The organism is Mycobacterium sp. 1274761.0, from assembly GCF_001668615.1.
Taxonomy (GTDB): Bacteria; Actinomycetota; Actinomycetes; order Mycobacteriales; family Mycobacteriaceae; genus Mycobacterium.
This window is the reverse complement of sequence record NZ_LZMC01000056.1, coordinates 1-26,210: the sequence shown is the minus strand read 5'-3', so window position 1 is coordinate 26,210 and position 26,210 is coordinate 1. Positions and strand designations below refer to the sequence as shown.

Genomic DNA, 26,210 nt, shown 5'->3' with positions numbered 1-26,210 from the left:
CTCAGTCGGCCCGGTGTGCGTGCACGACGGTGAACGGCAGGTGGACGTGGTTGCCGTCGAGGAGCTCAGCGATCGTGGAAAACCGCGCCCTGACGTCGCGCATCTGCTCCAGCACCTCGGGCGGCACGTCGGCGGACTCGGCAGGGAACACCTCGCGGTCACCGAAGCCCGTCACGTTAGCGAGATAGGTTGTCTGGCCGAGGAAATCGATGCGCCAACCATTTGCGGTCAACGTGTCCTGCAGGTTCTCCTCCGGCACGGAACCCATCGGCGCGACGAGGCCGTTGACGTTGCCGTCGGAGAAGCAGTACAGGTGCCATCGCGCACCGGACCGTGTGGCCCGGTACAGGCCCGCGGCGTAGGCCTGACGTCCGTCGTCGTCGAGGCAGTGGTACAGCGCACTGTCGATGACCGTGTCGAATAGCCCGTCGTAGCCGGTCAGGTTGATGGCGTCGGCGACCTCGAAGCGCACCGAAACGCCCGCTCGGGCCGCCCGCTCGCGGGCCTGCTCGATCGCCGCGGGCGAGCCGTCCAATGCGGTCACCGAGTAACCGCGGGAGGCCAAAAAGATCGCGTTGTCGCCGAGGCCGCAGCCGATGTCGAGCACCTCGCCGGCGAACCCGCCGAGCGCTTCGAGTTCCATCAGTCGCGGCTGCGCTGCGCCGATGTCCCATGGCACGCCGGTGGGCGCGGGCGCTCCCTCCGCCGGGGGCTCGCCGCGGTACATCTTGTCGAACGATTCCCGGGTTGGCTGAAAGGGTTTCGGCGCTCTTACGTCGTCGGTCACGTCATCCAACGTACGCGTGTCACCACACGTCGCCGTCACGCCAGTCACACGCGATGGCCTCGCCGGTGTCCAGATGAACCGACACCGGCAGCACGACGATCGACCCGTCGTCTTCGGGGGTGGGGCGCACCCCGGACGGCGTGAGCACCGAGCTCAGGCCACGCCATGGCAACCAGCCGCGCGCCGCATAGATGGGGCGGGCCGCCGCGGTGGCACTCAACGCACCGAGTTGGTAGGCGCCGCGGATGACCTGTTCGGTGGCGTCCATCAGGGCGCTCGCCAAGCCCAGGCCCCGCCAATCTGAGCGGACCGCAACGCCTTCGACATAGCCGCACCGCAGGGCCGCGTTGCGGTACAGGATCCGCCGTTGCACGACCGCGGCATGGCCGATCAGCGCACCGTGGTGGGAGATCAGCGCATGCATACCGCCGAGAGTGTGTTCCCAATCAGCGGCGGTGAAGCCGGTCTCGCTGTCGCGGAAGGCGTCGGTGACCATGCGACAGGCATCGTCGCGGGTCTCGTTGTCGAGGTCGGAGGTGTGGACCAGGCGTGCCGTCAGGATTCCGCGCACATGCGGAGCATTGAAGGCTCCGGGCGCGTGTGGAGCGCTGAAGGCCGACACACCATCGTGTCTACTCGCTCATGACCCGTTGTGAAAGGGCTTGCGTGGGCGTGACCAGCGCAGCCGGACGGTCTGGCCCGGCCTGACCTGCGCGATGCGGTCGATGTCCTCGTCGACGACGACGCCGATCACCGGATAGCCGCCGGTGACGGGGTGGTCGGGTCCGAGGATCACGGGAAAGCCGTTCGGCGGCACCTGAATTGCGCCCCGCGTCGCCCCTTCGCTCGGCAGCTGGCGGTCGGGGTACCGGTACTCCAGCGGCATGCCCACCAACCGCATCCCGACCCGGTCGCTGCGGTTGGTCATCTGCCAGTTCGTCCGCACCAGCACATCGGGGTCGGTGAACCAGTCGTCGCGGGGTCCGGGCACCACCGACAGCTCGACGATCTCGTGCTCGATTGCCGCCACCGGCGCCTGGTCCAGCTCGGGGAACTCCTCGGTGTGCTCGCCCACCGGCAGCACGTCACCGGGCTGCAGCGGCTTCGGACCGACGGAGGACATCACGTCATAGCTGCGGGAGCCGAGCACGGGCGCGACGTCGATGCCGCCGCGCACCGCGAGGTAGGACCGCAGCCCGGAATGCGGCGGACCCAGGGTGATCACCTGGCCGTCATGGGCGTAGTGAATGCTGTTGGTGCCGAACGGAATTCCGTTTACCGCGGGGTCGGTGTCGGCGCCGGTCACCGCGATGGCGACGTCGCCTCCGCGGACCCGCGCGCTGAACCCGCCGAACATCACTTCGATGGTGGCGCGATCGCCGGGGTTGGCCACCAGTCGGTTCGCCAGCTTGTGCGCGCGGCGATCGGCGGCGCCCGACCGTGTGACCCCCAGGTGGGCCATGCCCTTTCGGCCCAGGTCTTCGACGAGCGCCAGCGGCCCGGTCTGCAGGATCTCCAGCGTGGTGGTCACGATGACACCTCCCGGAATTGCACCCAAAGGCCCGGCATCAGCAGGGCGGGCGGGTCGCGGTCGACGTCCCACAGTGCGGCTTGAGTGTCGGAGACGCGGCCGATCAACTGCCAGCCGCCGGGCGACTGCCGGGGGTAGACGCCGCTGAACTCACCTGCCAGACCAACCGCGCCGGCTGGCACCTTGGTCCGCGGCTCCGATCGCCGTGGCACGTGGAGCCGTTCGTCACCGCCGACCAGATAGCCGAAACCCGGTGCGAATCCAGCGAATCCGACCCGCCAGGGCATCTGCGTGTGCGCGGCCACGACCTCGCGCGGCGCCAGGCCGGTCAGCCGGGCCACCCCGTCGAGATCCGGCCCGTCGTAGACCACGTCGATCACCACATCGACGCGCCCGTCGCCGGCGGTCTGCTCGATGGATTCGGGCGCCAACCTGAGCTTGCTCAGCTGCTGGCGCGCCATCGCCTGGTAGCGCGGGCCGTCGAGCTTGACCAGCACCGTCCTTGCGCCCGGAACGATGTCCACCACACCGAGCAGATCAGCGTCGTGCAGGACGCCGCTCCACGCCAATACCTCCGCGGCGCTGTCGAACTGAAGCAGCAACGCCTGATCGCCGTAGTCGGTGACTGTGCCGATCATCATCGCGTCCGTTGTCACGGTCATGCCACTAAGCTACTCGCGAGTAGGGTACAAAACTGCACCTCTATGAGGTTTGCCAGAAGTGCCTTAGCGAAGCCTCAGAGCTCGCCGTATGTCGGCTCCCGTCGCTTGATGAACGCGATCACCCGGTAGGTCACCGGCAGCATCACCACTTCGACGGCGGTCTTATAGAACCATCCGAGCGCGGTGTAAACGGCGAAGTCGCCGACGCTGGTGATGCCGATGGCGCTGGCCGCGATGCTGCAGAACACCAGGGTGTCGCCGAGTTGTCCCGCGAACGTCGAGCCGACCAGCCGGGCCCACAGGTGCCGCTCCTTGGTGCGCTCCTTGATCAGCACGACTACCCACGCGTTGATGGTCTGGCCCACGATGAAGCCGGCCAGCCCGGCGATGATCAACTGCGTGTAGGCGTGCACGACGTTCTCGAAGTGCGCCTGGTTGGTGTAGAAGTCCGCTGCGGGCAGATAGATGGTGACCCAGAAGGCAAGCGCGGCCAGGATATTCATCGCAAAGCCGAGGACGATCACGCGGCGGGCGGCCTTGAATCCATATACCTCACTCAGCACGTCGCCGATCACATAGGTCAGCGGGAAGACGATGAACCCGCCGTCGGTGATGATCGGGCCGAACGCGACGCCTTTTGTGGCCGTGACGTTGGAGATGATCACCAGCGCGGTGAACACGGCGGCCAGTGCCGGGTAATAAGCGGAGCCGACTTGGGCGAACGCCGCGTGCTTCTCCTTGACCGGGGTGCTGCCCTCCACGGGAGACATCAAACTCCTCAGCCCAGCACCTTGGCCAATGAGGGTGTGAGTTGGTCGGCGACCAGAGGATAGGACAGCGGTGAGGCGAAGGCGATGGCGCCGGCAAGGTCCTTGCCGGTGAAAACGTGTCGCTGCGCGGTGGTGGCCCTCAGCTTCGCGATGGTCGGATCGGCCAGCAGCGCCGCCTGCTGGTCCTCGTTTTCGGTCGCCCAGATCAGCACGTCGGCCGCGTCGAGGACCTGCTCCATCCGGTCGGGGGCGATCACGCTGCCGCCGGTGTCGGGGACGGTGAGGCCCATCTGGGTCAGGAATTCGTTACGCCAGCCCGGGGTCAGGACCTGAACAGCGTCGCCGACGATGGCGCCCTCGAGCAGCAGGGCCGTGCGCCCGGTGAATTGCGGGTGCGCCTTGCCGATCTCGGTGAACGTGTCCTCGACTTTCTTGACAAGACCCGACATGTCCTCGAACTTGAACACCGCCTGGCTGATCGCGGCGGCCTGCTCTTTCCACGGTTCGAAGAAGGCGTCCTGCCCGGACTGCGGGATGGTCGGGGCGATCGCTGACAGTTTCGCGTAGGTGTCCTGGTCGACGCCGGCGTTGGTGGCCACGATCAGGTCAGGTTTTAACGCGGCGATGCGGTCGATCTGGATGCCGTTGGACAGATCGAGGACCTCGGGCCGCGCATCGCCGAGCTTGGGCGCCGCCCACGGCCACACACCGAACGGCTGGTCGCCCCACCAGTTTGTGACCGCGATCGGCACCACCCCGACTGCCAGCAGGTCGTCCTGCTCGGTCAAGCCGGCGCTCACCACCCGTTTCGGCGGAGCGGGAACCTTCGTCTCCCCGAACGTGTGCTTGACCGTGACGGAACCGTCCTTAGCCACCTCGCCGGGTTTGTGGGAGCTGCATGCGGCGACGGCAGCGACGGTTGCGGTCATCGCCAGGAAACGTCGCCGCGACCAATCCTTGCGCACCAGTGGAGCGTAACGCGCAACCAGCTAACAAGTGTGAAGCGTGCCGGGCGGGCCACATGTTTGGTTCGGCGCATATGTGGAACTTGTATGCCCGACAACGACGCTGTGGGGGCGCTGTGGGAAGGACCAGATGACCGAGCACGAAAAAGCCGACCAGGCGCGCAAGGGATTGATCGATTCGGTCAAGGGCAAGGCCAAGGAAGTCGTCGGGGCGGTGATCAAAAACGACGAGTTGACCGCCCAGGGCCAGGTCGAACAGGCCCAGGCCAAGCAGCGCAAGGAAGCCAGCAGGCTGGACTCCGTCGCCGATGCCGAGACAGCCGAGGCGGAAGCCCAACGGGCGCAAGCGAAGTCGGACGCCGCGGAGGCCCGGGTGCAGGCGGGCCAGGTTGCCAGGGCTCGCGAAGACGCGATTCGACGTGATCAGGCGGCGCAGAAACAGCAGGCTGAACAAGCCGGCGCACGAGACGCCGCTGTAGGGCAGCAGGAGGCCGAGCGCGCCGCCCAGCGCCAACAGCAGTTGGCGAATGCGGAGGAGAACATCGAGGTCAACGCGGCGCAGGCCGAAGTCGCCGATGCGCTCGACGGCCATCGCCAAGCGGTCGGAGAATCGGCCGCCGCCCGCGAGGAGGCCGACCGCATCAGACGTCAGGCCGACGCGCTCGCCGACAACGCCGATGTCCCCCGGGACCGCTGAGAAAGGGCTGCCGATGAAGATCACCGATGTTCCGTTCGCCGTACTGCGTTTGCAATACCAGCTGGCCCGGGTTCCGCTGCAGCTCTTCGAGGACCGCGTGGTCGGCCGCCTTGGCGACGAGGCACCGGCGCGACTGTTCTACGAGCGCTCTGTGGGCAAGCTCGACCTTGCAGTCGGGTCTGTGCTCGGCGCTCCCGACGTAGCGCGCCGGGGCATGGCGTTGATCGAACGCAGCGATGCGTTGGCGCGCGCCGCCCGGCTCGACGAGGCCGCCGACCGTGCCGTCGAGGAGGCGGAAACCGACCTGAGGGACGCCCAAGCCGCCGCGACGGCGGTGCGTCAAGAGGCGCAGGCGGACAAGATCGACCAAGTCACGCGGGCGCGCGCGGCCGCCGCGCATGAGAAGGTCGCGGCGATCAACGAGGCCGAGGAGGCCGTCGAGACAGCCAAGAAGCAGGCCGATCAGGCGGCGGCGAAGCGGAAGGACGCGGTGGAGGCGGCCAAACGCGAGAAGCAGGACAAGATCCGCGCTGCCGAGCAGCGCGAGGTCGACGTTGCCGACGCCAAAGCCGAAGACGCTCAAGCCAAGCGGATTGCCGCAGCGACCGAGCTGGCACAGGCCGACCGGGTCGAGCAGTTGGCTAAAGAGAAGGCTAGCGAAAAACCAGTGACGTAGCGCACATGGCGGATGCCGTTAGCACCCAAAGATCAAAGGGTAGGCGATGAGTGGTGCACCTCGCGCCGACAACCCAAGTCAACGCTGAGGGAGAAACATAAAATGACTACACCCGATACCACGACCTTGCTGGCGCAGTTGCGCGCCATTCTCGATCTGACCAACACCGAGATCCAGGTGGCCGAGACCCGCGTGGCCCAGGCCCGCACCGAGGCGGTGCAGCGCGAGCTTTCGCAGAACGCGGCCAACGGCCGTGATCGTGCGGCCGCCCTGGAGTCGGCGATCCGAGAGCTCGGTGGCTACCCGGACGTGATCGGCCCCTTCATCGGTCGCGCTGCCGCCGCTGTCAAGGCGCTGACCGAGCAGGCGCAACCGTTCGACGAGGCCCTTCTCGGTGACCTTGCACTCGAACACCAGCTGCTGGATCGGGCGCGCTACCTAAAGGCGCTCGCGGTCGCTGTGGGCCACAAGGATATTCAGGGTCTGGCTGATCGGCTCATCACCGCACACAGCGCGACCGTTGACTGGCTGACGACCGTGCTCGCCGAGGACGCGCTCGGCGGCCCTGCAGCGCTGCGCCGTACGCCGTTGCAGGCCGCTACGGGGGCAGCCGTTCGGCTGGCCTACATCCCGATGTCGTGGTCTGCGCGTGGCCTGGACAGGGCCATCGACTCGGTCCGCACGGCGCCGCCCGCGCTGGGTGAACTGCTCAGCCGTGGTGTTCAGGCCCGGGACGTGACGATCAAGACGCTGGCGGCTTCGCGCGACGCCGCCCTGGAGGCGGCCGAGCGGGTCGTGCGCCGCGAAGGCGCGGACGACGCTGCTGACGCGCTGCACTCGGTGCGGGCGGCCACCGGCGTCCTCGATCCCGAGGAACTGCCGATCGCCGATTACGAGGACCTGAACGTGAGCCAGGCCGTCGCCGCGGTCAAAAACCTGACCGAGCCGGCCGACATCCGCACCATCATCGCGTTCGAGGAGGCGCACAAGAATAGGCAGGGCGTCGTCTCCGCGGCGCAGACCAGGCTGGCCGACATCGCGAAGGATGTCGTCGGCATCAGCTGACCCAACGTGACGGCGAATGTCCCGGCACCCACCCGGTGCCGGGGCATTTCCCACGTTGGAATCAGGTCGTGAAGTGGCCGAAGAGCAACAGGGCCAAGCCGAGCGCGACGACGATGTTGACCACCGTCGCGGAGGCGAACAGGGCGACGGGCCGCCAGCCCGCTTCCCGTAATCCCTTGAGCGAGAACTCCAGCCCGATCGACACGAACGCGAAGATCAGGAACCAGGTGCGGAGGTCGTTGATCGTAGCGATCTCGGCCTTGCCGCTGCTGACCCACTGCAGGTAGAGCGTGCCGATGATCGAGGCCGCGATGAATCCGAGCACGAACTTCGGGAACCGCTCCCAGAACTGACCGATCGTCGGGCGTGCGTCCTGTGCGCTTCGACGCTCGACCTTCAGCGCGAAGTAGGCGGTCAACGCGATCGCCACCACGCCGATCAAAGCGTTCTGAGTGGTTTTGACGATGGTCGCGATCTGAAGCGCCTTCTCACCGGCGATCGCACCCGACGCCGCGACGGCGGCCGTGGTGTCGATGTTGCCGCCGATCCATGCGCCGGCCACCGCGTCGGACAGGCCGAAGACCTCAGAGAGCCACGGCAGCAGGAAGATCGACGGCAACGCGAAGGCGATCACCAGCGACGCGGCGTAGGCCAGTTGTTCGCGCTTGGCCTGCACCGCGCCCGCCGCGGCGATCGCAGCGCTCACACCGCAGATCGACACCGCCGAGGCCAGCAGCGCCCGTAGCTTGTCGTCGAGCCCGAGCCGTCCGCCGAGCAACCAGGTGAAGCCGAACACGATCGAGATCAGCAGCAGTGCCTGAACGATCGCAGGCCCAGCGGCGGTGACGAGCACTTTCAGGTTGATTGACGCCCCAAGCAGCACTAGGCCGGTCTTGATGAAGAACTCGGTGCGGAATCCCCCAGAGAGGGCGTCGCGCAGCGCGAGCTTGGTCAGTACGGCGTTGCCAATGAGCCCCAAAGCGATGGCATAGACCGGGAATTCGATCGACTTGGCCACCCGTGCGAACGGTGTACCCGCCGCCCACAACGGAACTTCCTGCTCGAGGAAACGGGTCAGCGCCCCGAGCGCGATGACGACGATGACGCCGGCGATCGCATAGCCGGCGACGGGTCGCGATGGGGCCGACTCGGTGGTGGTCTGGTTGGCGCTCTGCTCGGTCTGTTCGGTCACGGGATCACGCTGCCCGGGATGGCGCCCACGAGTACCAGCGCCAACAGGGTCAGGCCGACGATGACCGCGAGCCAATCCTCATTCATGCGCGCAGACGGTAATGACCGGGCCCGTCGCCGTGAACGATTGCGATCACAGCGAATTCAAACGATCACATCTTTGCCACGCGTTTGTTGAGCGTCCGCTGCAACCAGGCGGGAAGCAACCTGGTGGAAACCGCTGACGCCTTCGTCTGCGCGCCGACCGGAAAGTGCACCTGGTGCAGCACGCGGCGCACAACCGACGGTTCGACGGCGGCGAGGATCGCGTCGGCGACATCCTGGGCAGTCAGCCGGATGCCCAGCGATTCCGCCGTGCCCGTCTTGATCGTTTCGGTCATCGCGGTCTGCACGTAGACGGGCCACACCGCGATGACCCTGATGTCGTATCGATCCCATTCGATGTCGAGCGCCTCGGTGAGTCCGCGGACGAAGAACTTGGTGGCGCTGTAGACGGCCATCTCCGCCTGACCGTAGACGGCCGACGCGGAGGCCAGGTTGACGACGACGGGCCGGGGCGTGGCCCGCAGATAGGGAAACGCCGCGTGCAACCCGTTGACGACACCTTTGGCGTTGATGTCGATCTCCTTGAGTTGTTCGGAGATGGGGATGTCCTCGAAGAGGCCGGTGCGCAGAATGCCCGCGTTATTGATCATCACGTTCAGCCGGCCATCGGTCCGCGCGGCGAATTCGCCCAGCCGCTGGGCCATTTCGTCGTAATCGGTGACGTCGAGGTGGCCGATGACCGCTGTGCCGCCCAGCGCTGCGATCTCGTCGGCGAGCGATGTCAGGCCCGCCTGGTCGAGGTCATATCCTCCGACGGTGTAGCCGCGACGGGCGAACGTCAGCGCGGTGGCGCGCCCGATACCTGCGGCTGCGCCGGTGATGAAGACGGTTTTGGTGACGGGCATACGTCATGATCGCATCGTCGCGAGGTTTTGTGCTGTATGTCGTGGAGCTCGAGCATGGGGCTACTGCCGGCCCTTCGTCCATGCCCACGCAGCGATCCGCCACCCGTCCGACTGCTCGTGCAACGCCACGGTGAACGATGCGCCAGTCTGGGTAACCTGCTGGCCGTTCAGCTGGAATGTCATGGTTGCGGGTACCACGACGTACGCGCTGTCGCCGGTCACCTGGTTGTGTAGAGGTTCTTCGATGGTGACGAAATAGTCTGACGCGCCGTGCAATTGGGCCTCGGCCAGCACGTCGCGGTACCAGTCGCGGGTTGCGGACGGCCCCATCCACAGATGCGGTGCCATGCCGTTGAGAATCGCAGCTGAATCTGCGAACGTCGCTGTCATGGTCTCGACGCGCCAGAGTTGAACGCATCGATGTATTGGGCGACGGCGGCCAGTGGGTTCGGAGCGCTCACGATCTATTGCATCTGGTCGAGCATGGCCGAGAAGGCGGCCTTCGGGCGCAATGCCTTCTTTATTTCGTCGGCGGGACGTAGGGGTGCTCACCGTATTCCAGGAAGCTGGGCACCTGGTGATCGCGGACGAACTTGATGATCGTGGCGATGATCGAGAAGCCCTGACAGGCAGGTGTGCTCGGGAAAACCGGCCCGTACCGGCCCCGTTCGAGTTCGATGTAACCGTCCTTGGGAAGGGGCATAGCCGCCGGCCGCGCCCAATCCTGTTGAGTCGCAACCATCTACTGCCTCATTTCGAGCGCCCGGTGCGGCGAGCGTAACGCCGCGCACCGCGTCTGGGCTGGCCATTGACGCAGATGTATGTAGCCGCGAAGCGAATCAACGGAAATCCGGAGAATGAGCGATTCCGCCACGGTTTGTCGAGCATCTACCTAGTCTTTCGAATAACAACTAGGGAGCGGCCGTGCGACTTCGATATCGGTGCATCACAGCAATGGCGATCGCCATCGTTCCGACGGCGCTCGTGGTCGCGCCCCCGGCGGCGGCCGACTGCACCTACAACGGCGGCGCAACGGTGTGCGCCCAGGGCGACGTACGCGGAGCCGACGGCGTGCCGAGGGCCGCCACGCCTGTCGTGCCGTATCCGTGTGAGTACGACTGGTACTGCGGCAGTGACTGGGATCTCGACATCTCTTGGGATCCGGGCCGTCCCGGCATCGGCGGCCCCGGGCGTCCCGGCGGGATCGGTCCACGTCGATGACCAAGCGCATCGTGAAGCGTCAACCACACCACCGAGGAGCCAACATGTTGTCCCCAGCGATCAAGGCAGTGATCGGGATCGGAGCCGTCGCCGGCGCAGCCGCTTTTGGCACCGCGGTCGCCTCCGCCGACCCGCCGGTGCCGCCACCGTGCACCGCCGCCGAGCTGGCGCGCGTCATGTCGGGCGTGACGTTCGAAACGTCGAATTATCTGACCGAGCATCCCGACGTCAACGACTTCTTCACCAGCCTCAAAGGGCAGCCGAAGGACCAGATCGGCCAGAAGGTGCAGGACTACCTCAACGCGAACCCGACGACCAAGAGCGACCTGCAGGCCATCCGTCAGCCGTCGGTCGACTTCCGCAACCGGTGCGGGGTGACGCCCGAAACACCCTGATAGGGCTCACGACGCGATCATCGCGAAACCGAGGCCGATCATCGTCGCGGCGATGAGCCCGTCAAGGATGCGCCATGTCAGCGGCGTGGCGAACAACCCGGCCAGCCGGCGTGCGCCGAGGCCGAGGCTGACGAACCACACCGCGCTGGCGGTGACGGCGCCGACGCCGAACAGCCACCGCCCGTCGTGATGCTGGTTGGCCAGCGCGCCCAGCAGCACGACGGTGTCGAGGTAGACGTGCGGGTTGAGGAACGTCATCGCCGCACAGGTCACCAGGACCTCGGCCAGCCGGGCCGGCGCGGCGTCCGACGGTGTCAGCGACGACGGCCGCCAGGCACGCCGTGCGGCGAGTACCCCGTAGCAGAACAGGAACAGTGCGCCGCCGAACCTGGCGACGTTGATCGCCGCCGGGTGGGCAGTGATCAACGCGCCCACGCCCGCTATCCCCGCGGCGATCAGCGCGACGTCGGCCAGCGTGCACATCGCCACCACCGGCAGCACGTGCTCGCCGCGAACGCCCTGCCGCAGGACGAATGCGTTCTGCGCGCCGATGGCGGCGATCAGTGTGAACGAGGCCAGGAAGCCGATGATCAGGGGCGAGTCCACGTCACCGACGCTAGGGTTAATGGGGAACATCAGTACAGCTAATGTTTCTTCGGGTGGATTAGCATCTCTAATGTGGAGCTCGACGGCCAGCAACTCACTGCGTTCGCCGCCGTGATCGAGCACGGAAGCTTCGACGCCGCGGCAGAACGCCTGCACATCACGCCGTCGGCGGTGAGCCAGCGCATCAAGTCGCTCGAGCAGCGCGTCGGCCAGGTCTTGGTCCGCCGCGAAAAGCCTTGCACGGCAACCCCGACTGGGATTCCGCTCTTGCGACTCGCCGCGCAGACCGCGCTGCTGGAGTCGGAGGCGTTGGCCGACATGCGCGGCGGCCCCGGCGATCGGGCCCGGGTGGCGATCGCGGTCAACGCCGACTCGATGAGCTCATGGTTCACCGATGTCCTCGCCCGGGTACCCGATGTGTTGTTCGATATCCGGATCGAGGACCAGGACCACTCGGCGCGCCTGCTGCGCGAAGGAACCGTGATGGGAGCCGTCACCACCGAGCGACGCCCTGTCCCCGGTTGCCGGGTCCTGCCGATCGGGGTCATGCGCTACGTCGCCGTGGCCAGCCCCCGGCTATGTCCAGGACAATCTTCCCGCCGGCTTCACCGCCGGGGCCGTGGCTACGGCGCCGTCTCTGGCGTGGAACCGTGACGACGCGCTACAGGAAATGTTGGTACGCAAGGTGTTTCGGCGCGCCATCACGCGACCGGTGCACTACGTTCCCACCGCCGAGGGCTTCGAAGCCGCGGTGCGTGCGGGCCTGGGATGGGGAATGTTCCCGATGAGACTCGCCGCTCCGCACATCGCAAACGGCACCTTTGTCCGGATCACCGACGAATATCTCGACGTTCCGCTGTTCTGGCAGTGCTGGAAGCTCGACAGTCCGCTGGTCGACACCATCACCGAAGCGGTGCGATTCGCCGCAACGGGCCTGGGCCCTGCCATTGATTAAACGGCCGACGTAAATTAGGTTCGCGTATCAAGAGAACATCATTTACGCGGAGGAACAATGGCTGGACGGCTCGAGGGCAAAGTCGCTTTCATCACCGGCGGAGCCCGTGGTCAGGGACGTGCGCACGCGCTCGCGATGGCCAAAGAAGGCGCCGACATCATCGTGGTCGACATCTGCCGGAACATCGATTCGAATCCCTACCCGCTGGCCACCCCCGACGACCTCTCCGAAGTCGAGCGGTCGATCAAGGAGTTGGGGCGCCGCGTCTTCGCCAGGATCGCCGACGTACGCGAACGCCATGAGCTGCGCGATGCACTGGAAGCCGGTGTCGCCGACCTCGGCAAGCTCGACATCGTGGTGGCCAACGCGGGCATCCTTCCGATGGCATACGGCAAGGAGTTCGACCCGATGCATTTCGTCGACGCCACCGACGTCGACCTGCTGGGCGTGATGAACACCGTCGCGGTGTCGCTTCCGCACCTCCCGAACGGTGCCTCGATCATCATCACGGGTTCGACCGCGGGCATGATCAAGGGCACCAGCGACAACCCGATGATGGGCCCCGGCGGTGCCGGCTACGGCTGGAGCAAGCGCGTGCTGATCGAGTACGTCGACACATTGTGTCTGCAGGTGGCGCCGAAGATGATGCGCGTCAACGCGATTCACCCCACCAACGTCAACACCCACCTCCTGCAGAACGACGGCATCTACAGCGTGTTCCGCCCCGACATGACAGCTGAGGGCAAGAAGCCGACCCGCGAGGACGCCGAGCCGGCCTTCACCTACTTCAACGCCATGCCGATCCCGTACGTCGAGCCCGAGGACATCGCCAACCTCGGGGTGTTCCTGGCCAGCGAGGAGAGCCGCTACATCACCGGCCAGCACATCCGGGTGGATGCCGGTTCGATGCTCAAGTGGCCCAATGGTCCCGGGGCCTAGCCACGCTTTAGCTGATCGCCGGACCGGTTACGGTCGAACCCTGCACTTTGCCGAGCAATTCGTGGCACCGGCGTGCGCGCTGCGCGTCCTGACTCATCACCTCTTCGAAGAACGAGGCGACGTCGTCCAAGCCGGCGTTCTTGGCGTCTCGCACGTACTGCCCGTAGTCGTGACCCGCCTTCAACGAGTGGTACTGAACCGAGATCAGGTCGAACGTCACATCATCGAACCCTGTTTCACCAGCAGGCATGTCGACTCCTTATATAGATGGGTGTGGAAGCCGTCGGCTACCCAGTCGGCGTGGACATAAACGACACGGCGACAGCATTTCTGCGTCAGGCCACGCTGGTAGCGATGTCCTTCGATAGCGGTGCGATCGCCGCCAGAATCTGGTCTGTCGTCTGCTGTGGCACGCCCGCGGCACCGAGGCTGGCGGCGAGATGACCAGCCACCAAGTCGAAGTGGTGCATGGTGATGCCGCGGCCCTGATGCACCTGGCGCATGGCTGCGCCGGTATAGGGCTGCGGCCCGCCGAGCGCGGCAGCGAAGAACTCCACCTGCTTGCCCTTGAGCCGCGACATGTTGGTCCCGGTGAAAAACCCGGCGAGCTCGTCGTCGGCGAGAACGCGCTCGTAGAAGTCGGCGACGACAACCTCGAGGGCTTCCTGACCGCCGATCTGGTCGTAGACGGTTGTCATGTGGCTCAGTGAACGACTGCGCCATTGCATGGCCGTTGTCCCGCGGTTGCGTCGACGCAAACGACGGCTCACAGCACCAGCGCTCACTCGCCGGAGCGACTACCGGGGACGAACTCAGCCAGCTTGGTCTTGGCGCCTTGATACATGAGGTGCCAGGCGGCGGGGTCCCCGCCGAGTATTGCCGACATCAGCTCCTTGGCCTGTTCGTAGGTGGCATGCGGTGGAATGGGCGGCACCTCCGGATCGCACCTGACGTCGAGGACCACCGGCTCGTCGTAGGACAGCGCCTCGTCCCAGGCGGCGGCCACGGCGTCGTCGGAGTCGACCGCGACCGCCCGCAACCCCATGGTTCGGGCCACATCGGCGTAGGACAGGTCGGGAAGCGATTGTGACTCTTCGAATTTCGGCGCGCCGCCCATCGCGCGCAGCTCCCAGGTCACCTGGTTCAGGTCGTTGTTGTGGAACACACAGATCACCAGTCGCTGGTCCGCCCAGTGCTCGCGGTAGCGACGAATGGTCAGCAGCTCGGCGAGGCCGTTCATCTGCATGGCGCCGTCGCCGACGAGCGCGATCACCGGCCGGTCGGGGTGTGCGAACTTCGCGCCGATCGCGTACGGCACACCGCAACCCATTGTGGCCAGGGTGCCCGACACCGAGGCGCGCATACCGGCCCGCAGCTTGACGCAGCGCGCGAACCAGTTGGTGGAGGACCCGGAATCGGCCGTCACGATCACGCCGTCGGGCAGCCGCTCAGACAACTCCCAGGCCACCCGCATCGGGTTGACCGGCTTGGCGGTCAACTTGCTCTGTCGTTCAAGGACCTCCCACCAGCGGGCGACATTGCGCTCCACCCCGGCCCGCCATGACCCATCGGCTTTGGGCCGCAAGTGCGGAATCACCGCGCTCAGAGCGGCTTTCGCGTCGGCGACGATATTGAGCTCGGTGGGGTAGCGCATACCGATGCCGCTGCCGTCGACATCGATCTGCACCGCCCGCGCCGCCCCGTAGTCCGGAAGGAACTGGCTGTAGGGGAAGTTCGATCCGACGATCAGCAGCGTGTCGCAGTCGCGCATCAGCTCGTAGCTGGGCCGGGTGCCGAGCAGACCGATCGACCCGGTCACATACGGCAGGTCGTCGGGCAGGACGTCCTTACCCAGCAACGCTTTCGCCACACCCGCGCCCGTCAACTCCGCGACGGTGGCGACCTCGTCGGCGGCTCCTCGGGCGCCCTGGCCGATCAGGATGGCGACCTTCTCACCGGCGTTGAGGATCTCGGCCGCGGCGCGTGCCTGCTCGTCGGTCGGCGTCACCCGACCGACATCGTCGACGGGATCGCTGGAGGGCACCTGCTTGAATGCGTGCGCCGGCGGGCTGTACTTCTCGTCCTGCAGGTCGGACGGCATGATGACGGCCGTCGGTGACCGCCTGGCGCGCGCGGTCCGGATCGCCCGGTCGATCGCCAGGGGCAGCTGCTGGGGCACGTTGACCTCGACGAGATAGTCGCTGGCGACGTCGCGGAACAGTGCCTGCAGGTCGACCTCTTGCTGGTAGCTGCCGCCCATCGCGCTGCGTTCGGTCTGACCGACGACGGCGACCACGGGAACGTGGTCCAACTTGGCGTCGTAGAGGCCGTTGAGCAGATGGATCGCGCCCGGTCCTGACGTGGCCATGCACACGCCGACCTCGCCGGAGAATTTCGCGTAGCCCGTCGCGGCGAATGCGGCCATCTCCTCGTGGCGGGTTTGCACGAAGCGCGGCTGATTGTCGGCGCGCCCAAATGCTGCGACCAACCCGTTGATGCCGTCGCCCGGATAGCCGAACACCTGCGAGACACCCCATCGCCGCAACCGGTCGAGGACGAAGTCGGCGACGTGTTGGCTCATGAGGTGAGCCGTACCCGCACGCGGGAGCATCTACGCCTTGGAGCTCACTGTGGTCTCGACCGGCTAACAATTTCCGGCGTTACCGGAGCCGGTTCTTCCGATCCGCCGTCGCAATGGTCTGGTGGACGGGTGATGCGGATGGTTCTGGTCGCGGCCGGTCTGGCGGCCTGCGCGATCGGCGTGCTCGGTGCTGTGCCCTCGGGGACAGCAGCCCCTACCGCCGACGACGGTGGCTATGTCAACTCGACCGCGCGGTGCACCGCTCCCGATACCGCGGTGGTATTCGGCGCCACGGATTCCTCGCGCGTCGCCATCTGCAAGACACCCGCCGGCGCGTACCAGTACCGCGGCGTGCGGCTGAGTGACGGTGCGAAGCTGACCGTGGCGGCCGAACCGTCGGGCGACGGCAACTTCTTCGCCGAGAACAACGGCATCGGCTACATGGTGACCGCGAAGTCACTCGTGATCAGCGCCGGCAACAAGCTGATCCGCGACGAACCGATGGTGGACTATCACGGCCAGCAGGCGCCCGCCCCGGCAGCCACCACGCCGACCTCGACGACGCCGTTGCCGCCCCCGCTGGCCGCCGAGAAAGGTAGCGGCGATCGCTGATTCGCGCGTTGAATGGGCCCCATGACAGCAGCCGCCCGTGAACGCGCCGCACTGGTCGAGACCATGCGGACCGCCGGCCCCGACGCCCCGACCCTGTGCGGCGAGTGGACGACCCGCGACCTCGCCGCCCACCTCGTGCTGCGGGAACGCCGCCCCGACGCCGCGGCTGGGATCATGGTGTCCCAGCTGGCCGACTACACGGCACGCAAGCAACAGCAGCTCGCCGACGGGACGGAATGGGCCAACCTGCTGCAGATGGTCTCCTCGGGTCCGCCGTGGTATTCGCCGTTCAAGCTGCTCGATCCGCTGGTCAACACCACGGAGATGTTCATCCACCACGAAGATGTCCGCCGCGCGGCACCGGGCTGGCAGCCGCGGGAGCTGGACGATGACCTTTCATCAGCGTTGCGCAGGCAGGTGCGCTTCCTGGTCCGCATGTCCCTCGGCGGCGCCCCGGCGCGGGTGACGCTGCGCGAGCCCGAGGGTACGACGCTGGCGTCGGTCGGCAAAGGCCCGCAGTGCACGATCACGGGGTCGGCGCCCGAACTGCTGCTGTTCCTGTCCGGCCGCGACGCCGCCCGGGTGGAATTCGGCGGCGATGACGGCATCGCCGAGCAGGTGCGGGCGGCCCGCCGCGGCCTCTGAGTCGGATTCGGCGATTTCGGGCTACGCAGCTGCGCTCTGTATCGTGGTTCGGTCGTCTTGATCAGGAGCAATGCTGTGACCCTCAACACCATCGCGCTCGAACTCGTGCCTTCCAACACCGAGCGCGGACCGGAGTATGCGGTTGAGGAGGCGCGCAAAGTGGCGCGGATCTCCGCCGAGTCGGGGCTCGACAGCCGGATCAAACACGTGATGATCCCCGGCATGATCGCCGAGGACGACGACCGGCCGGTGCCGATGCTGCCGAAGCTCGACGTGCTCGACTACTGGACGCTGATCCGGCCGGAACTGCCCGGGATGCGCGGGTTGTGCACCCAGGTCACCGCGTTCATGGACGAAGAAGCGCTCGGGCGACGGCTGGCCACCCTGGGCGAGGCCGGCTTCGAGGGCATCGTGTTCGTCGGGGTGCCGCGCACGATGAACGACGGCGAGGGTTCCGGCGTCGCCCCCACCGATGCGCTGTCGATATACGGCCAGACGGTGGAAAACCGTGGCGTGATTCTGATCCCGACCCGTGAGGGCGAGCGCGGCCGGTTCGACTTCAAGTGCAAGCAGGGCGCGAACTTTGGCCTGACCCAGCTGCTGTACTCCGACGCGATCGTTGGTTTCCTCAAAGATTTCGCCGAGAGCACCGATCACCGTCCCGAGATCCTGCTGTCGTTCGGCTTCGTGCCGAAGGTGGAGTCCAGGGTGGGCCTGATCGAATGGCTGATCCAGGATCCGGGCAACGCGGCCGTTGCCGAGGAGCAGGCGTTCGTCCGGTCGCTGGCCGGTCGTGACCCCGCCGACAAACGTCAGCTGATGGTCGATCTGTACAAGCGGGTCATCGACGGTGTCGCCGACCTCGGCTTCCCGTTGAGCGTGCACTTCGAGGCGACCTACGGGGTCTCCGGTGCGGCGTTCGAGACGTTCGCGGAGATGCTCGACTACTGGTCTCCGGAGGGTAGGCGCGAAGCGGCCGGGGATTGATGCCGCCCGTTAGAGCGCGCGAAACCCGGTGTAGCACAACAGGACACCGACGACGAGCAAGATGACGGCGGTCACGGCGGCGTGCTCGCGCTGCATCCAGTCTTTGGCACGTTCGAGCTGGGGGTCGACCCGCTCACCCGCCACCGCGTAGGCGACGATCGGGGCGATCACCGTCGATCCGGCGAGCGCGGTGTAGACCGCGGTGGCGATCCAGATACCGACACCTGTAGCGCCGGTCCCGATGATCAGACCCGCGGCTGCGTTCATCACGAGCACTTTTGGGTTGGCGATCACCAGCCCGAAGCCGATGACCGCCGCGCTTGTGGGGGTGATGCGGCTCAGCCGGTCGAGGAATTCGGGCGTACGCGTGGTGCGCTTGCGGGACACCCAACGTCCGACGCCCAGGCCGATCAGCACGACGCCGATACCGATCCGCACCCAGGGCATCCACGGAGGGGATGTGCCGAGCCCGTCGACCATGTTCGGCACCTGCACGAACAGGGCTGTCGACGCGGCCAGGGCGGCGAGCCATCCGGTCATGAACGCCAGCCCGGTAGGCCTCGGACGGGCGGAGTGCAAGACCAGCACAACCGCGGGAATGATCGATACCGGAGAGAGAGCGACGACGAGGGCGAGCGGTATCAGCTCGCCGAGCAAGTAAGTGGCCGACTACCGCGAAACAGGACGAGCGGCGGAATGGTGCCTGCCGTGCAGCAGGCCGGTCAGCCAACGGAGATCGATAAGCACGTGATCGCCCTTTCTCTAGGCGGTCTTGGTCAGGAGGGGCAGCAGGCGGCGGCGGGCACAGATGCTGTCTGCGAAGTCGTGAAGCGCCTCGGCGACGGAACCGACGATCGGGAAGGTGTCACCCTCGCCGAACAGCCGCAGCGTCCGGTTCGCCGGCTGGCTGGCGACGACGGTCCACTCCACACCGGCGTTGCGGCAATGCTCGTCGACGGTGTACAGCAGTGAAATGCTTTCCGGTGAAAGGGAATTCACACCAGTCAGATCCAACACAAAGGGCTTCTCGGAGAGAACGAAGCGCCGTGCGTAGGCACTGATGTGATCGACGTTGGTGTCGTTGACGTCACCGGTCACCGTCACCACGGTGGCCAGCTGACGGCACACCGCGCGAATCTGTGCGCCGTCGCAGTCGATTGCTTCGTTCCCGTACATGACTTAAAAGCTAAGCGGCCGATCTAAGGCATTGGGGAGCGTCCGGTAATACTTTGCTAAGAACCATTGTTGGTGAGCTGTGCTTATCGATTTCGGAACTGCGCGCCGGTGTAGTTTTCCCACGGGTTGTAGTCCGCGAGCAGCGGTTCCTGCGGTGGACGCTGGTCTTGCGGCACGTGCTGCAGGTTGATTCGGATGCGGTACCAAATGGAACTCGGGCCACGCATACCGTCCAGTAACACGTCTGCGGGCTTAAGTTTCTTAGCTACTTCCTCATATTTGGCGCGCCAGCGCTCCAGCGCGGCCAGTGCTTCGTCCTTGGTTTTGGTGCGCGCGATTTCGATCAGCGGCTTCGATGATTGACGTCTGCCGTCCGCGCTGCGGCTGGCGCCCCTCGGCGCCTTCTCCGCCGGACCGAGCCGCTCGGCGAGCTCGAGCAACTGGTCGAGCCTGCCGGCCGCATCGTCCATGCCCTCCCACGGGTCGCCCTGCTCGGCGAACCGCGTGGGCACCGTCGAGATTGTGAAGTTTTCCGGACGGCAGTCGATTACCTCGTCCCAACGCAGCGGCGTGGACACCCGGGCGTCGGGCGTGGCTCGCACCGAGTAGGCCGACGCCACCGTGCGGTCGAACGCGTTTTGGTTGAAGTCGACGAACACCCCTTCGCGTTCTTCCTTCCACCAGCGCGCCGTGGCCATATCGGGCGCCCGCCGTTCGACTTCGCGGGCCACCGCCTGGGCGGCCAGCCGGACCGACTTGAACGGCCACCGCCGCTCGATCCGCGCGTAGATATGAAATCCGCGCGACCCGGACGTTTTCGGCCACGCTGTCAGGCCGTGGTCTTCTAGCACCTCGCGGGCGACCATCGCGACGTGGATGATCTGACGCCAGTCGACGCCGGGCATCGGATCGAGGTCGACGCGCAACTCGTCGGGATGGGCCAAATCGTCGGCGCGCACCGGATGCGGGTTGAGGTCGACGCAGCCGAGGTTGATCACCCACGCCAGCCCGGCCGCGTCGTGAATGACGGCCTCCTTCGCCGACGTGCCGGAGGCGTATTTGAGCTCAGCGACATCGACGTAGTCCGGCCGGTTCTTCTCGGGCGCCCGCTTCTGGAAGACGGCCTCCTCGGCGATGCCCTTGACGAACCGCTTGAGGATCATCGGGCGCTCGGCCACGCCGCGCAGCGCGCCCGGCGCCACGGCCAGGTAGTAGCGGATCAGGTCTCCCTTGGTGACGCCCAGGGCCGGGAAGACGACTTTGGCGGGGTGGCTGACCGGCACTTGCTCGTCATTTACTTCGAGGAATTCCGCCGCCGAAGAGGATGATGCCGCCATACCGCCATGGTAGGTACGCAGCACTTTCTCGACGCGGTGCGACGCCCGTCACATATGGTGGTGTCATGCCGAAGCTCACCGATTTACCCTTCCAGGCAGCGGCCAAAATCCAGAAGACCGTCGGACAATATGTCGACCGCGGGGCAGCCGAACTCCACTACGCCCGCAAGATGTTCGAAGCGGGCGCGCTACGGGTGGAGCCACCTCAGGCCATCGCCGCGTTCTTCGCCGACATGCGACGCTGGGGCGAGTTCGGCATGATCCCGGCGCTCAACGCGCGCCGCACGCCCGACCGGATAGCCGCCGTCGACGACGACGGCGAGATCACGTTCAAAGAGCTCGACGAGGCCGCCCACGCGGTCGCAAACGGGTTGCTGGCCATGGGGATCAAGGGCGGCGACGGCGTGGCGATCCTGGCCAGGAACCATCGCTGGTTTCTGATCGCGGTCTACGGCGCCGCGCGTACCGGCGCCCGCATCATCCTGCTCAACAGTGAGTTCTCCGGGCCACAGATCAAGGAGGTGTCCGAGCGCGAGGACGCCAAGCTGATCATCTACGACGACGAGTACACCAAGGCCGTGTCACAGGCCGATCCGCCGCAGGGCAAGCTGCGCGCACTCGGCACCAATCCCGACAAAGACGAACCGTCGGGCAGCACGGATGACACCCTGGCCGACCTCATCGCACGCAGCAGCGGCAGGCCCGCACCGAAGGTGACCAAGCACTCGTCGATCATCATCCTCACCAGCGGCACCACGGGGACGCCGAAGGGCGCCAACCGCAGCACGCCGCCGACGCTCGCGCCCATCGGCGGAATCCTGTCCCATGTCCCGTTCAAGGCTAGGGAAGTGACGTCGCTGCCCGCGCCGATGTTTCACGCGCTGGGTTTCCTGCACGCGACGATCGCGATGATGCTCGGCTCCACGTTGGTGCTGCGCCGACGCTTCAAGCCGCCGATCTTGCTCGCCGACATCGAGAAGAACAAGGCGACGGCGTTGATCGTCGTGCCCGTCATGCTGTCGCGGATCCTCGACGAGCTCGAGAAGACCGACAAGAAGCCCGACCTGTCATCGCTGCGGATCGTGTTCGTGTCCGGTTCCCAGCTGGGCGCCGAGCTGGCGCAGCGGGCCCTGAAGGACCTGGGTCCGGTGGTTTACAACATGTACGGGTCGACGGAGATCGCGTTCGCGACGATCGCGCGGCCGCAGGATCTGTCGATCAACCCGGCGACGGTCGGGCCGCTCGTCAAGGGCGTGAAGGTGAAGATCCTCGACGACAACGGCAACGAGTTGCCCCAGGGTGAAGTCGGCCGGATCTTCGTCGGCAACACCTTCCCATTCGAGGGCTACACCGGCGGCGGCCACAAGCAGATCGTCGACGGGCTGATGTCCTCAGGCGATGTCGGCTACTTCGACGAGCACGGTCTGCTCTACGTCAGCGGCCGCGACGACGAGATGATCGTCTCCGGCGGTGAGAACGTTTTCCCGGCCGAAGTCGAGGACCTGATCAGCGGTCATCCCGAGGTCGTCGAGGCCACCGCATTGGGTGTCGAGGACAAGGAGTGGGGGCATCGGCTGCGGGCCTTCGTCGTCAAGGCCGACGGGGCCAGCATCGACGAGGACACCATCAAGAGCTACGTGCGCGAGAACCTGGCCCGCTACAAGGTGCCGCGCGAGGTGATCTTCCTCGACGAACTGCCGCGCAACCCGACGGGCAAGATCCTCAAGCGAGAACTCCGTGAAATGGAAGTGGAGTAAAGCTTTCGGTTCTACTGGCCGGGTGACTTCTGCTCATGCTGCTGCGGCGGAATCGCGCTGCCGACCGCATCCTGCGCGGCGCCGCCGGCCTTCTCGAAAAGATAGCGGTACATCTCGGGCACACACCCGGGAGCGCAACCGGTTTGCTTCACACTCTCGATCCACGCGGTGGGAGGGCCGACCTGCGCGCCGGGCGGCAGCCGCAGGCCCTCCGGTGGGATGTAGGTCGGGACGCCGTTGATGAGAGCCTCACCGCCAGTCCCTACCCCGCTGGGGGTGTAGGCACCGGGGACCCCGCCCTGCCCGATACCTTGCAGCTGTCCTGCGGCGTCGAGTGCGGGGTTGATGAACTGGCCGGCTCCGACCGGGGGCTGTTGCTGACATTGCGGATTGTCGGCAGCGCAGGGCGGGTCATCTGCGCTTGCGATCGGCGCGTAGGCGATGGCACCTGCGGCGGCCGCGCCCATCAGCAAAGCCGGAAGAGTCAGGGTGTGCGTTGGCATGCGTTCGAGACTGTCAGTACCACAAGATCAGCACAGGCCAATTTACGCACTCTTTTCTTCTACTTGCGATCGCAACAACTCTGTTGTTCACCCACCAGCAAAAGAGGCAGCTGACCAGGGAATCGACAGGCAGACCAGCATGAGAGTCAGCAGAAACCAGCCTGCGCCCTGCCAGATCGGCCACGTACCGCCCTCTCTCCAGGTGCGGTACGCCTTGACGAGCGCACCGATCGCGCCGAGGAACAGGATCGCGGGCACCAGGGAGGCCAGCAGGACCGAGCCCTTGTCGACAAAGGCGAACACCGCGAACGCGATAGCGGCCACCACGATGACACCGATGCCGTATGCCACGGCTTGGCGCAGCGCAGCAGGGTCGCGCCAGTTCTTCTCGACGTCTTTGGCGTCGCTCATGCGAGGGCCTAACCGCTTACCAGGGGCCGTTGACGTACCACGACAAACATCCGGGGTGGTCGTGGCAGGCAATGATCGCGCCGGCATCAGGTGCCGCGCCCCGCACGCGGGGTCCTCGCGGTGGCAGGTTGCAGTTCACCACATACGGGTTCCACGGGATGACCCCGTTGACACACGGCTGAGCCGATGCTTGCGGGACGGCCTGGCTGAACACCGGGGTGACGATCAAAAACGCGGCAGCGGCGGCAACACCGACGATCACGTGCGCTATGCGTTGTCGGAATCTTGTCATTTCACTACCGCCAACGACGTCGAATATGAATCTATTTCCCAGGGTAGACCTCGTCTGCGCCGCCTAGACGTTTAACGGCGGAATGACATTTCTGGGCACATAAACGGTATATGTGCCTGCGGCGCCGGGCATCAGCGCGCCGCGGTCGAAGAAGAACACCACGTCGCTGGGCGTGACCGCGAAATTCTGGTAATTGGCGGGATCCGTCCCTGCACCATCCAATATCGGTGGTGCCGTTCCCATTTCGCTTTCCAGTTTTTTTGTCACGACCGGGAGAATCGCTTTCAACGGATCGGTGCCCGGCGCGAAGAGGTCGCTGAAGGTGATCGGCCGGTTGCGCACCATGTCGTAGTTGAAGGTGCGGAACCACGTGGTGGGGTGCGCGCCGCCGAGGTCCTCATACGTTTCGAACGAAACCGAGGTGGTGGTGTGCGAAGCCCACCTCGTGGCCTTCATGTCCAGCACGTAGGGAACGTTCGCGAAATTCGGCGATCTCGTCTCGTTGAGAAAGCCATTGCGTGTCTGGGTGATGAAGTCATTGACCGCCGCCTGATTGGGGAAGTCGACGGGAAACGACATGTCGAGCGTGTAGTTCGGCGTCGATTCGTGCACCTGACACAACCCGCCCCGGTCGACGGCTCCGCCGATATCTGCACACACGTCCGCGGCGTAGGCGCTGGCGGGGATCACCGTCGGGCCCAAGACCAATCCCATCGCCGCCGCCGCCGCCCAGCTGGCCGAGCGCACCGTCCGCATCATGGACGGAGCGTAGCCCCGAGATTACGGATCGCGGGGCAATCCCAACAGCCGCTCGGCGATGATGTTGAGCTGCACCTCAGACGTGCCGCCATAAATCGTGGTGGCCCGGCTGTAGAGCAGATGCTCGGCCCACTTGCCCTGCACGGAATCTGGATCCCCGAGTGCCCCGTCGGTGCCGAAGGACGCCACCGCGAACTCCGCGTAGCCCTGGCCCGTGCGCATCGACAGCAGCTTGGAGATCGCAGCCGCCGGCATGGGATCGCCCCCGGCCAGCGTCAGCAGCGTCGAGCGCATGTTCAGGATCTTCGCCGCGTGCCCTTCGGCGATCAGTCGCCCCGCCTGGTTCTGTGCAATCTGATCGAACTGCCCGGCACGGACGAACTCGACCACACCGTCCAGGCTCGCCATGCCCGGCGGCTCGCTGTTGCCGATCGAGACGCGCTCGGCGGTCAACGTGTTGCGGCTGACCTCCCAACCGCGGTTCACGTCGCCGAGCACGTATTCGTCGGGTACGAACACGTCGTCGATGAAGACGGTGTTGAACATCGCGTTGCCGGTGAGCTCGCGCAGCGGCTTCACCTCGACGCCCTCGCTTTTCATGTCGAGCAGGAAGTAGGTGATGCCGTTGTGTTTCGGCGCGCTCGGGTCGGTTCGGGCCAGCAGTGCACCCCACTGCGAATACTGCGCGGCGGTGGTCCAGATCTTCTGGCCGGTGATGCGCCAGCCACCGTCCACCTTGGTGGCCTTGGTCGACAGGCTGGCCAGATCGGAACCGGCGCCCGGTTCGGAAAACAGTTGGCACCAGATCATTTCGCCGCGGAACGTCGGCGGCAGGAACCTCTGCTGTTGCTCGTCGGTGCCGAACGCGACGATTGACGGGATGATCCACGCCGCGATCCCCATCTGCGGGCGCTTCACCCGGCCGCTGGTGAACTCCTGGGCGATGATGATCTGCTCGACGGGGTCGGAGGCGCGTCCCCACGGCCTCGGCAGGTGCGGCTGCACCCAGCCGCCCTCGGCGATCGCGGCGTTGCGCTCCGCGCCCGAAGGGAGATTCTTCAGCGCGGCCACCTCAGCGCGGATCTCCTCGCGGAGCTTCTCGGTCTCGGGGTCCAAATCGATGTTGAGCTTGCGCATCCCGGTCGAGGTCGCGATGTCGACGACCCGCTGCGGATAATCCGCGCCACGGCCGAACGAAGCGGCCAACACCAGCGCGCGACGGTAGTACACGTTCGTGTCGTGCTCCCACGTAAAGCCGATACCACCGTGCACCTGGATGCAGTCCTGCGCGCATCGCTGTGCTGCGGTCGGGGCCAGCGTCGCCGCCACCGCCGCGGCGAACTCGAAAGCGCTGTCCTCGGAGCCATTTCGGTGTTCGTCGATGGCGCGGGCCGCGTCCCATACCGCTGCGGTCGCGCGCTCGGTGTCGGCGATCATCTCCGCGCACTTGTGCTTGATCGCTTGGAACTGGCCGATCGGCCTGCCGAACTGCTCGCGGATCTTGGCGTAGGCCGCGGCGGTGTCGGTGGCCCACCGCGACACCCCGATCGCTTCGGCGGCCAATAGCGTCGTGATCAGTGCGTGGGCCAGGTCGCGGCTCAGGTTGGCCAGCACCCGGTCGTCGCCGACCTCGACGGCGTTGACGCGGACGTGCGCAAGTGGGCGCAGCGGGTCGACGCTTTGGACCGGTTCGATCTCGAGTTGGTCGGCGTCGAGCACGACCCACTCCCCACCGCTATC

General features: G+C 66.1%; 31 protein-coding genes and 2 pseudogenes. 11 read left to right on the top strand and 22 right to left on the bottom strand.

The window, feature by feature from the left end; translation table 11 throughout:
- Position 1: 1 nt before the first annotated feature.
- The 6 genes from A5651_RS10190 to A5651_RS10165 all read right to left on the bottom strand — a co-directional run bounded on the left by A5651_RS10190 (position 2) and on the right by A5651_RS10165 (position 4,715).
- A complete protein-coding gene (locus tag A5651_RS10190; RefSeq protein ID WP_231988643.1) occupies positions 2-787 on the bottom strand; it encodes a class I SAM-dependent methyltransferase in 786 nt (261 codons plus the stop codon).
- 19 nt (positions 788-806) lie between these two features.
- Complete coding sequence (locus A5651_RS10185) at positions 807-1,358, bottom strand: GNAT family N-acetyltransferase (RefSeq protein ID WP_066979151.1); 552 nt, start codon at positions 1,356-1,358, stop codon at positions 807-809.
- A 69-nt stretch (positions 1,359-1,427) separates the two neighbouring features.
- Positions 1,428-2,318: a 5-oxoprolinase/urea amidolyase family protein gene (locus A5651_RS10180; RefSeq protein WP_066979149.1), complete on the bottom strand. Its 891-nt coding sequence runs from the start codon at positions 2,316-2,318 to the stop codon at positions 1,428-1,430.
- Positions 2,315-2,980, bottom strand: coding sequence for an allophanate hydrolase subunit 1 (locus tag A5651_RS10175; protein ID WP_066979147.1), 666 nt, complete (start codon positions 2,978-2,980; stop codon positions 2,315-2,317). Before A5651_RS10175 ends, A5651_RS10180 begins: the two co-directional genes overlap by 4 nt.
- A gap of 74 nt (positions 2,981-3,054) precedes the next feature.
- Positions 3,055-3,750, bottom strand: a complete 696-nt coding sequence (locus A5651_RS10170; RefSeq protein WP_066979144.1) for a queuosine precursor transporter — start codon at positions 3,748-3,750, stop codon at positions 3,055-3,057.
- An 8-nt stretch (positions 3,751-3,758) separates the two neighbouring features.
- Positions 3,759-4,715, bottom strand: coding sequence for an ABC transporter substrate-binding protein (locus tag A5651_RS10165; RefSeq protein WP_156662790.1), 957 nt, complete (start codon positions 4,713-4,715; stop codon positions 3,759-3,761).
- Between the two features lie 130 nt (positions 4,716-4,845).
- On the opposite strand from A5651_RS10165, the gene A5651_RS10160 reads away from it, so the two are divergent.
- The 3 genes from A5651_RS10160 (at position 4,846) to A5651_RS10150 (ending at position 7,153) form a co-directional block, all read left to right on the top strand.
- A complete protein-coding gene (locus A5651_RS10160; protein WP_066979142.1) occupies positions 4,846-5,412 on the top strand; it encodes a general stress protein CsbD in 567 nt (188 codons plus the stop codon).
- A 13-nt stretch (positions 5,413-5,425) separates the two neighbouring features.
- On the top strand, positions 5,426-6,088 hold the full coding sequence (locus A5651_RS10155; protein WP_066979338.1) for a hypothetical protein: 663 nt from the start codon (positions 5,426-5,428) through the stop codon (positions 6,086-6,088).
- Positions 6,089-6,190: 102 nt separating this feature from the next.
- On the top strand, positions 6,191-7,153 hold the full coding sequence (locus tag A5651_RS10150; RefSeq protein ID WP_066979140.1) for a hypothetical protein: 963 nt from the start codon (positions 6,191-6,193) through the stop codon (positions 7,151-7,153).
- Between the two features lie 61 nt (positions 7,154-7,214).
- Here A5651_RS10150 and A5651_RS10145 read toward each other — a convergent pair whose 3' ends face one another.
- The 4 genes and pseudogenes from A5651_RS10145 to A5651_RS25695 form a co-directional block, all read right to left on the bottom strand.
- Positions 7,215-8,345 carry a YeiH family protein gene (locus tag A5651_RS10145; RefSeq protein WP_066979139.1) on the bottom strand — a complete coding sequence of 377 codons (1,131 nt, stop codon included), beginning with the start codon at positions 8,343-8,345 and terminating at the stop codon, positions 7,215-7,217.
- Between the two features lie 151 nt (positions 8,346-8,496).
- Positions 8,497-9,294: an SDR family oxidoreductase gene (locus A5651_RS10140; RefSeq protein ID WP_066979138.1), complete on the bottom strand. Its 798-nt coding sequence runs from the start codon at positions 9,292-9,294 to the stop codon at positions 8,497-8,499.
- Between the two features lie 60 nt (positions 9,295-9,354).
- Entirely contained in the window at positions 9,355-9,642 is a 288-nt protein-coding gene (locus A5651_RS10135) for a hypothetical protein (protein WP_231988641.1), read from the bottom strand.
- Positions 9,643-9,758: 116 nt separating this feature from the next.
- Positions 9,759-10,036: pseudogene (locus tag A5651_RS25695) on the bottom strand (hypothetical protein).
- A gap of 212 nt (positions 10,037-10,248) precedes the next feature.
- Between A5651_RS25695 and A5651_RS10125 the strand changes: the two are divergent.
- Both A5651_RS10125 and A5651_RS10120 read left to right on the top strand, forming a co-directional pair.
- Positions 10,249-10,515: a hypothetical protein gene (locus A5651_RS10125; protein WP_082943683.1), complete on the top strand. Its 267-nt coding sequence runs from the start codon at positions 10,249-10,251 to the stop codon at positions 10,513-10,515.
- Positions 10,516-10,559: 44 nt separating this feature from the next.
- The gene (locus A5651_RS10120) at positions 10,560-10,910 is read left to right on the top strand and encodes a heme-binding protein (RefSeq protein WP_066979335.1); all 351 of its coding nucleotides are present in this window, start codon (positions 10,560-10,562) and stop codon (positions 10,908-10,910) included.
- A 6-nt stretch (positions 10,911-10,916) separates the two neighbouring features.
- Here the strand turns inward: A5651_RS10120 and A5651_RS10115 are convergent, their stop codons facing one another.
- Positions 10,917-11,516: a LysE/ArgO family amino acid transporter gene (locus A5651_RS10115; RefSeq protein ID WP_066979131.1), complete on the bottom strand. Its 600-nt coding sequence runs from the start codon at positions 11,514-11,516 to the stop codon at positions 10,917-10,919.
- Between the two features lie 72 nt (positions 11,517-11,588).
- On the opposite strand from A5651_RS10115, the pseudogene A5651_RS10110 reads away from it, so the two are divergent.
- Positions 11,589-12,471: pseudogene (locus A5651_RS10110) on the top strand (LysR family transcriptional regulator ArgP).
- 57 nt (positions 12,472-12,528) lie between these two features.
- Positions 12,529-13,410 carry a mycofactocin-coupled SDR family oxidoreductase gene (locus tag A5651_RS10105; RefSeq protein ID WP_066979128.1) on the top strand — a complete coding sequence of 294 codons (882 nt, stop codon included), beginning with the start codon at positions 12,529-12,531 and terminating at the stop codon, positions 13,408-13,410.
- Positions 13,411-13,417: 7 nt separating this feature from the next.
- Here A5651_RS10105 and A5651_RS10100 read toward each other — a convergent pair whose 3' ends face one another.
- From A5651_RS10100 to A5651_RS10090, 3 genes are all read right to left on the bottom strand, one after another.
- Positions 13,418-13,660, bottom strand: a complete 243-nt coding sequence (locus tag A5651_RS10100) for an acyl carrier protein (RefSeq protein ID WP_066979115.1) — start codon at positions 13,658-13,660, stop codon at positions 13,418-13,420.
- An 85-nt stretch (positions 13,661-13,745) separates the two neighbouring features.
- Positions 13,746-14,108: a group 1 truncated hemoglobin gene (locus A5651_RS10095; protein WP_066979113.1), complete on the bottom strand. Its 363-nt coding sequence runs from the start codon at positions 14,106-14,108 to the stop codon at positions 13,746-13,748.
- 83 nt (positions 14,109-14,191) lie between these two features.
- Positions 14,192-15,991 carry a thiamine pyrophosphate-requiring protein gene (locus A5651_RS10090; protein WP_066979107.1) on the bottom strand — a complete coding sequence of 600 codons (1,800 nt, stop codon included), beginning with the start codon at positions 15,989-15,991 and terminating at the stop codon, positions 14,192-14,194.
- 132 nt (positions 15,992-16,123) lie between these two features.
- On the opposite strand from A5651_RS10090, the gene A5651_RS10085 reads away from it, so the two are divergent.
- From A5651_RS10085 to A5651_RS10075, 3 genes are all read left to right on the top strand, one after another.
- Positions 16,124-16,603 carry a hypothetical protein gene (locus tag A5651_RS10085; protein WP_066979106.1) on the top strand — a complete coding sequence of 160 codons (480 nt, stop codon included), beginning with the start codon at positions 16,124-16,126 and terminating at the stop codon, positions 16,601-16,603.
- A 21-nt stretch (positions 16,604-16,624) separates the two neighbouring features.
- Positions 16,625-17,248: a TIGR03085 family metal-binding protein gene (locus A5651_RS10080; RefSeq protein WP_066979105.1), complete on the top strand. Its 624-nt coding sequence runs from the start codon at positions 16,625-16,627 to the stop codon at positions 17,246-17,248.
- A gap of 75 nt (positions 17,249-17,323) precedes the next feature.
- Positions 17,324-18,235 carry a mycobacterial-type methylenetetrahydrofolate reductase gene (locus tag A5651_RS10075; protein WP_066979104.1) on the top strand — a complete coding sequence of 304 codons (912 nt, stop codon included), beginning with the start codon at positions 17,324-17,326 and terminating at the stop codon, positions 18,233-18,235.
- A gap of 9 nt (positions 18,236-18,244) precedes the next feature.
- On the opposite strand, the gene A5651_RS10070 is transcribed toward A5651_RS10075, so the two are convergent.
- From A5651_RS10070 to A5651_RS10060, 3 genes are all read right to left on the bottom strand, one after another.
- Complete coding sequence (locus tag A5651_RS10070; protein WP_066979103.1) at positions 18,245-18,892, bottom strand: GAP family protein; 648 nt, start codon at positions 18,890-18,892, stop codon at positions 18,245-18,247.
- A 105-nt stretch (positions 18,893-18,997) separates the two neighbouring features.
- Positions 18,998-19,411: an STAS domain-containing protein gene (locus tag A5651_RS10065; RefSeq protein WP_066979102.1), complete on the bottom strand. Its 414-nt coding sequence runs from the start codon at positions 19,409-19,411 to the stop codon at positions 18,998-19,000.
- An 83-nt stretch (positions 19,412-19,494) separates the two neighbouring features.
- Positions 19,495-20,748 (bottom strand): DNA polymerase domain-containing protein, encoded by a 1,254-nt coding sequence (locus A5651_RS10060; protein WP_066979096.1) that lies wholly within the window; start codon positions 20,746-20,748, stop codon positions 19,495-19,497.
- 65 nt (positions 20,749-20,813) lie between these two features.
- On the opposite strand from A5651_RS10060, the gene fadD2 reads away from it, so the two are divergent.
- Positions 20,814-22,505, top strand: coding sequence for a long-chain-fatty-acid--CoA ligase FadD2 (fadD2, locus tag A5651_RS10055; RefSeq protein ID WP_066979095.1), 1,692 nt, complete (start codon positions 20,814-20,816; stop codon positions 22,503-22,505).
- Between the two features lie 11 nt (positions 22,506-22,516).
- Here fadD2 and A5651_RS10050 read toward each other — a convergent pair whose 3' ends face one another.
- The 5 genes from A5651_RS10050 to A5651_RS10030 form a co-directional block, all read right to left on the bottom strand.
- Positions 22,517-23,008, bottom strand: a complete 492-nt coding sequence (locus tag A5651_RS10050; RefSeq protein ID WP_156662788.1) for a hypothetical protein — start codon at positions 23,006-23,008, stop codon at positions 22,517-22,519.
- Positions 23,009-23,095: 87 nt separating this feature from the next.
- On the bottom strand, positions 23,096-23,419 hold the full coding sequence (locus A5651_RS10045) for a hypothetical protein (protein ID WP_066979093.1): 324 nt from the start codon (positions 23,417-23,419) through the stop codon (positions 23,096-23,098).
- A 16-nt stretch (positions 23,420-23,435) separates the two neighbouring features.
- Positions 23,436-23,711, bottom strand: a complete 276-nt coding sequence (locus tag A5651_RS10040) for a hypothetical protein (protein WP_066979092.1) — start codon at positions 23,709-23,711, stop codon at positions 23,436-23,438.
- 63 nt (positions 23,712-23,774) lie between these two features.
- Complete coding sequence (locus tag A5651_RS10035; protein WP_082943682.1) at positions 23,775-24,470, bottom strand: esterase; 696 nt, start codon at positions 24,468-24,470, stop codon at positions 23,775-23,777.
- Positions 24,471-24,491: 21 nt separating this feature from the next.
- Positions 24,492-26,210: acyl-CoA dehydrogenase (locus tag A5651_RS10030; RefSeq protein WP_066979091.1), on the bottom strand; the 1,719-nt coding region annotated here is incomplete at its 5' end.

What these genes read in the sequence shown, in the direction of transcription:
- A5651_RS10105 (WP_066979128.1), top strand. Translation starts at nt 12,529, where the DNA reads ATGGCTGGACGGCTCGAGGGCAAAGTCGCTTTCATCACCGGCGGAGCC.
- A5651_RS10040 (WP_066979092.1), bottom strand. Translation starts at nt 23,711, where the DNA reads ATGACAAGATTCCGACAACGCATAGCGCACGTGATCGTCGGTGTTGCC.
- A5651_RS10060 (WP_066979096.1), bottom strand. Translation starts at nt 20,748, where the DNA reads ATGGCGGCATCATCCTCTTCGGCGGCGGAATTCCTCGAAGTAAATGAC.
- A5651_RS10090 (WP_066979107.1), bottom strand. Translation starts at nt 15,991, where the DNA reads ATGAGCCAACACGTCGCCGACTTCGTCCTCGACCGGTTGCGGCGATGG.
- A5651_RS10140 (WP_066979138.1), bottom strand. Translation starts at nt 9,294, where the DNA reads ATGCCCGTCACCAAAACCGTCTTCATCACCGGCGCAGCCGCAGGTATC.
- A5651_RS10135 (WP_231988641.1), bottom strand. Translation starts at nt 9,642, where the DNA reads ATGGCACCGCATCTGTGGATGGGGCCGTCCGCAACCCGCGACTGGTAC.
- A5651_RS10160 (WP_066979142.1), top strand. Translation starts at nt 4,846, where the DNA reads ATGACCGAGCACGAAAAAGCCGACCAGGCGCGCAAGGGATTGATCGAT.
- A5651_RS10035 (WP_082943682.1), bottom strand. Translation starts at nt 24,470, where the DNA reads ATGATGCGGACGGTGCGCTCGGCCAGCTGGGCGGCGGCGGCGGCGATG.
- A5651_RS10080 (WP_066979105.1), top strand. Translation starts at nt 16,625, where the DNA reads ATGACAGCAGCCGCCCGTGAACGCGCCGCACTGGTCGAGACCATGCGG.
- A5651_RS10120 (WP_066979335.1), top strand. Translation starts at nt 10,560, where the DNA reads ATGTTGTCCCCAGCGATCAAGGCAGTGATCGGGATCGGAGCCGTCGCC.
- A5651_RS10050 (WP_156662788.1), bottom strand. Translation starts at nt 23,008, where the DNA reads ATGCCAACGCACACCCTGACTCTTCCGGCTTTGCTGATGGGCGCGGCC.
- A5651_RS10170 (WP_066979144.1), bottom strand. Translation starts at nt 3,750, where the DNA reads ATGTCTCCCGTGGAGGGCAGCACCCCGGTCAAGGAGAAGCACGCGGCG.
- A5651_RS10150 (WP_066979140.1), top strand. Translation starts at nt 6,191, where the DNA reads ATGACTACACCCGATACCACGACCTTGCTGGCGCAGTTGCGCGCCATT.
- A5651_RS10155 (WP_066979338.1), top strand. Translation starts at nt 5,426, where the DNA reads ATGAAGATCACCGATGTTCCGTTCGCCGTACTGCGTTTGCAATACCAG.
- A5651_RS10125 (WP_082943683.1), top strand. Translation starts at nt 10,249, where the DNA reads ATGGCGATCGCCATCGTTCCGACGGCGCTCGTGGTCGCGCCCCCGGCG.
- fadD2 (WP_066979095.1), top strand. Translation starts at nt 20,814, where the DNA reads ATGCCGAAGCTCACCGATTTACCCTTCCAGGCAGCGGCCAAAATCCAG.
- A5651_RS10175 (WP_066979147.1), bottom strand. Translation starts at nt 2,980, where the DNA reads ATGACCGTGACAACGGACGCGATGATGATCGGCACAGTCACCGACTAC.
- A5651_RS10065 (WP_066979102.1), bottom strand. Translation starts at nt 19,411, where the DNA reads ATGTACGGGAACGAAGCAATCGACTGCGACGGCGCACAGATTCGCGCG.
- A5651_RS10045 (WP_066979093.1), bottom strand. Translation starts at nt 23,419, where the DNA reads ATGAGCGACGCCAAAGACGTCGAGAAGAACTGGCGCGACCCTGCTGCG.
- A5651_RS10085 (WP_066979106.1), top strand. Translation starts at nt 16,124, where the DNA reads ATGCGGATGGTTCTGGTCGCGGCCGGTCTGGCGGCCTGCGCGATCGGC.
- A5651_RS10100 (WP_066979115.1), bottom strand. Translation starts at nt 13,660, where the DNA reads ATGCCTGCTGGTGAAACAGGGTTCGATGATGTGACGTTCGACCTGATC.
- A5651_RS10095 (WP_066979113.1), bottom strand. Translation starts at nt 14,108, where the DNA reads ATGACAACCGTCTACGACCAGATCGGCGGTCAGGAAGCCCTCGAGGTT.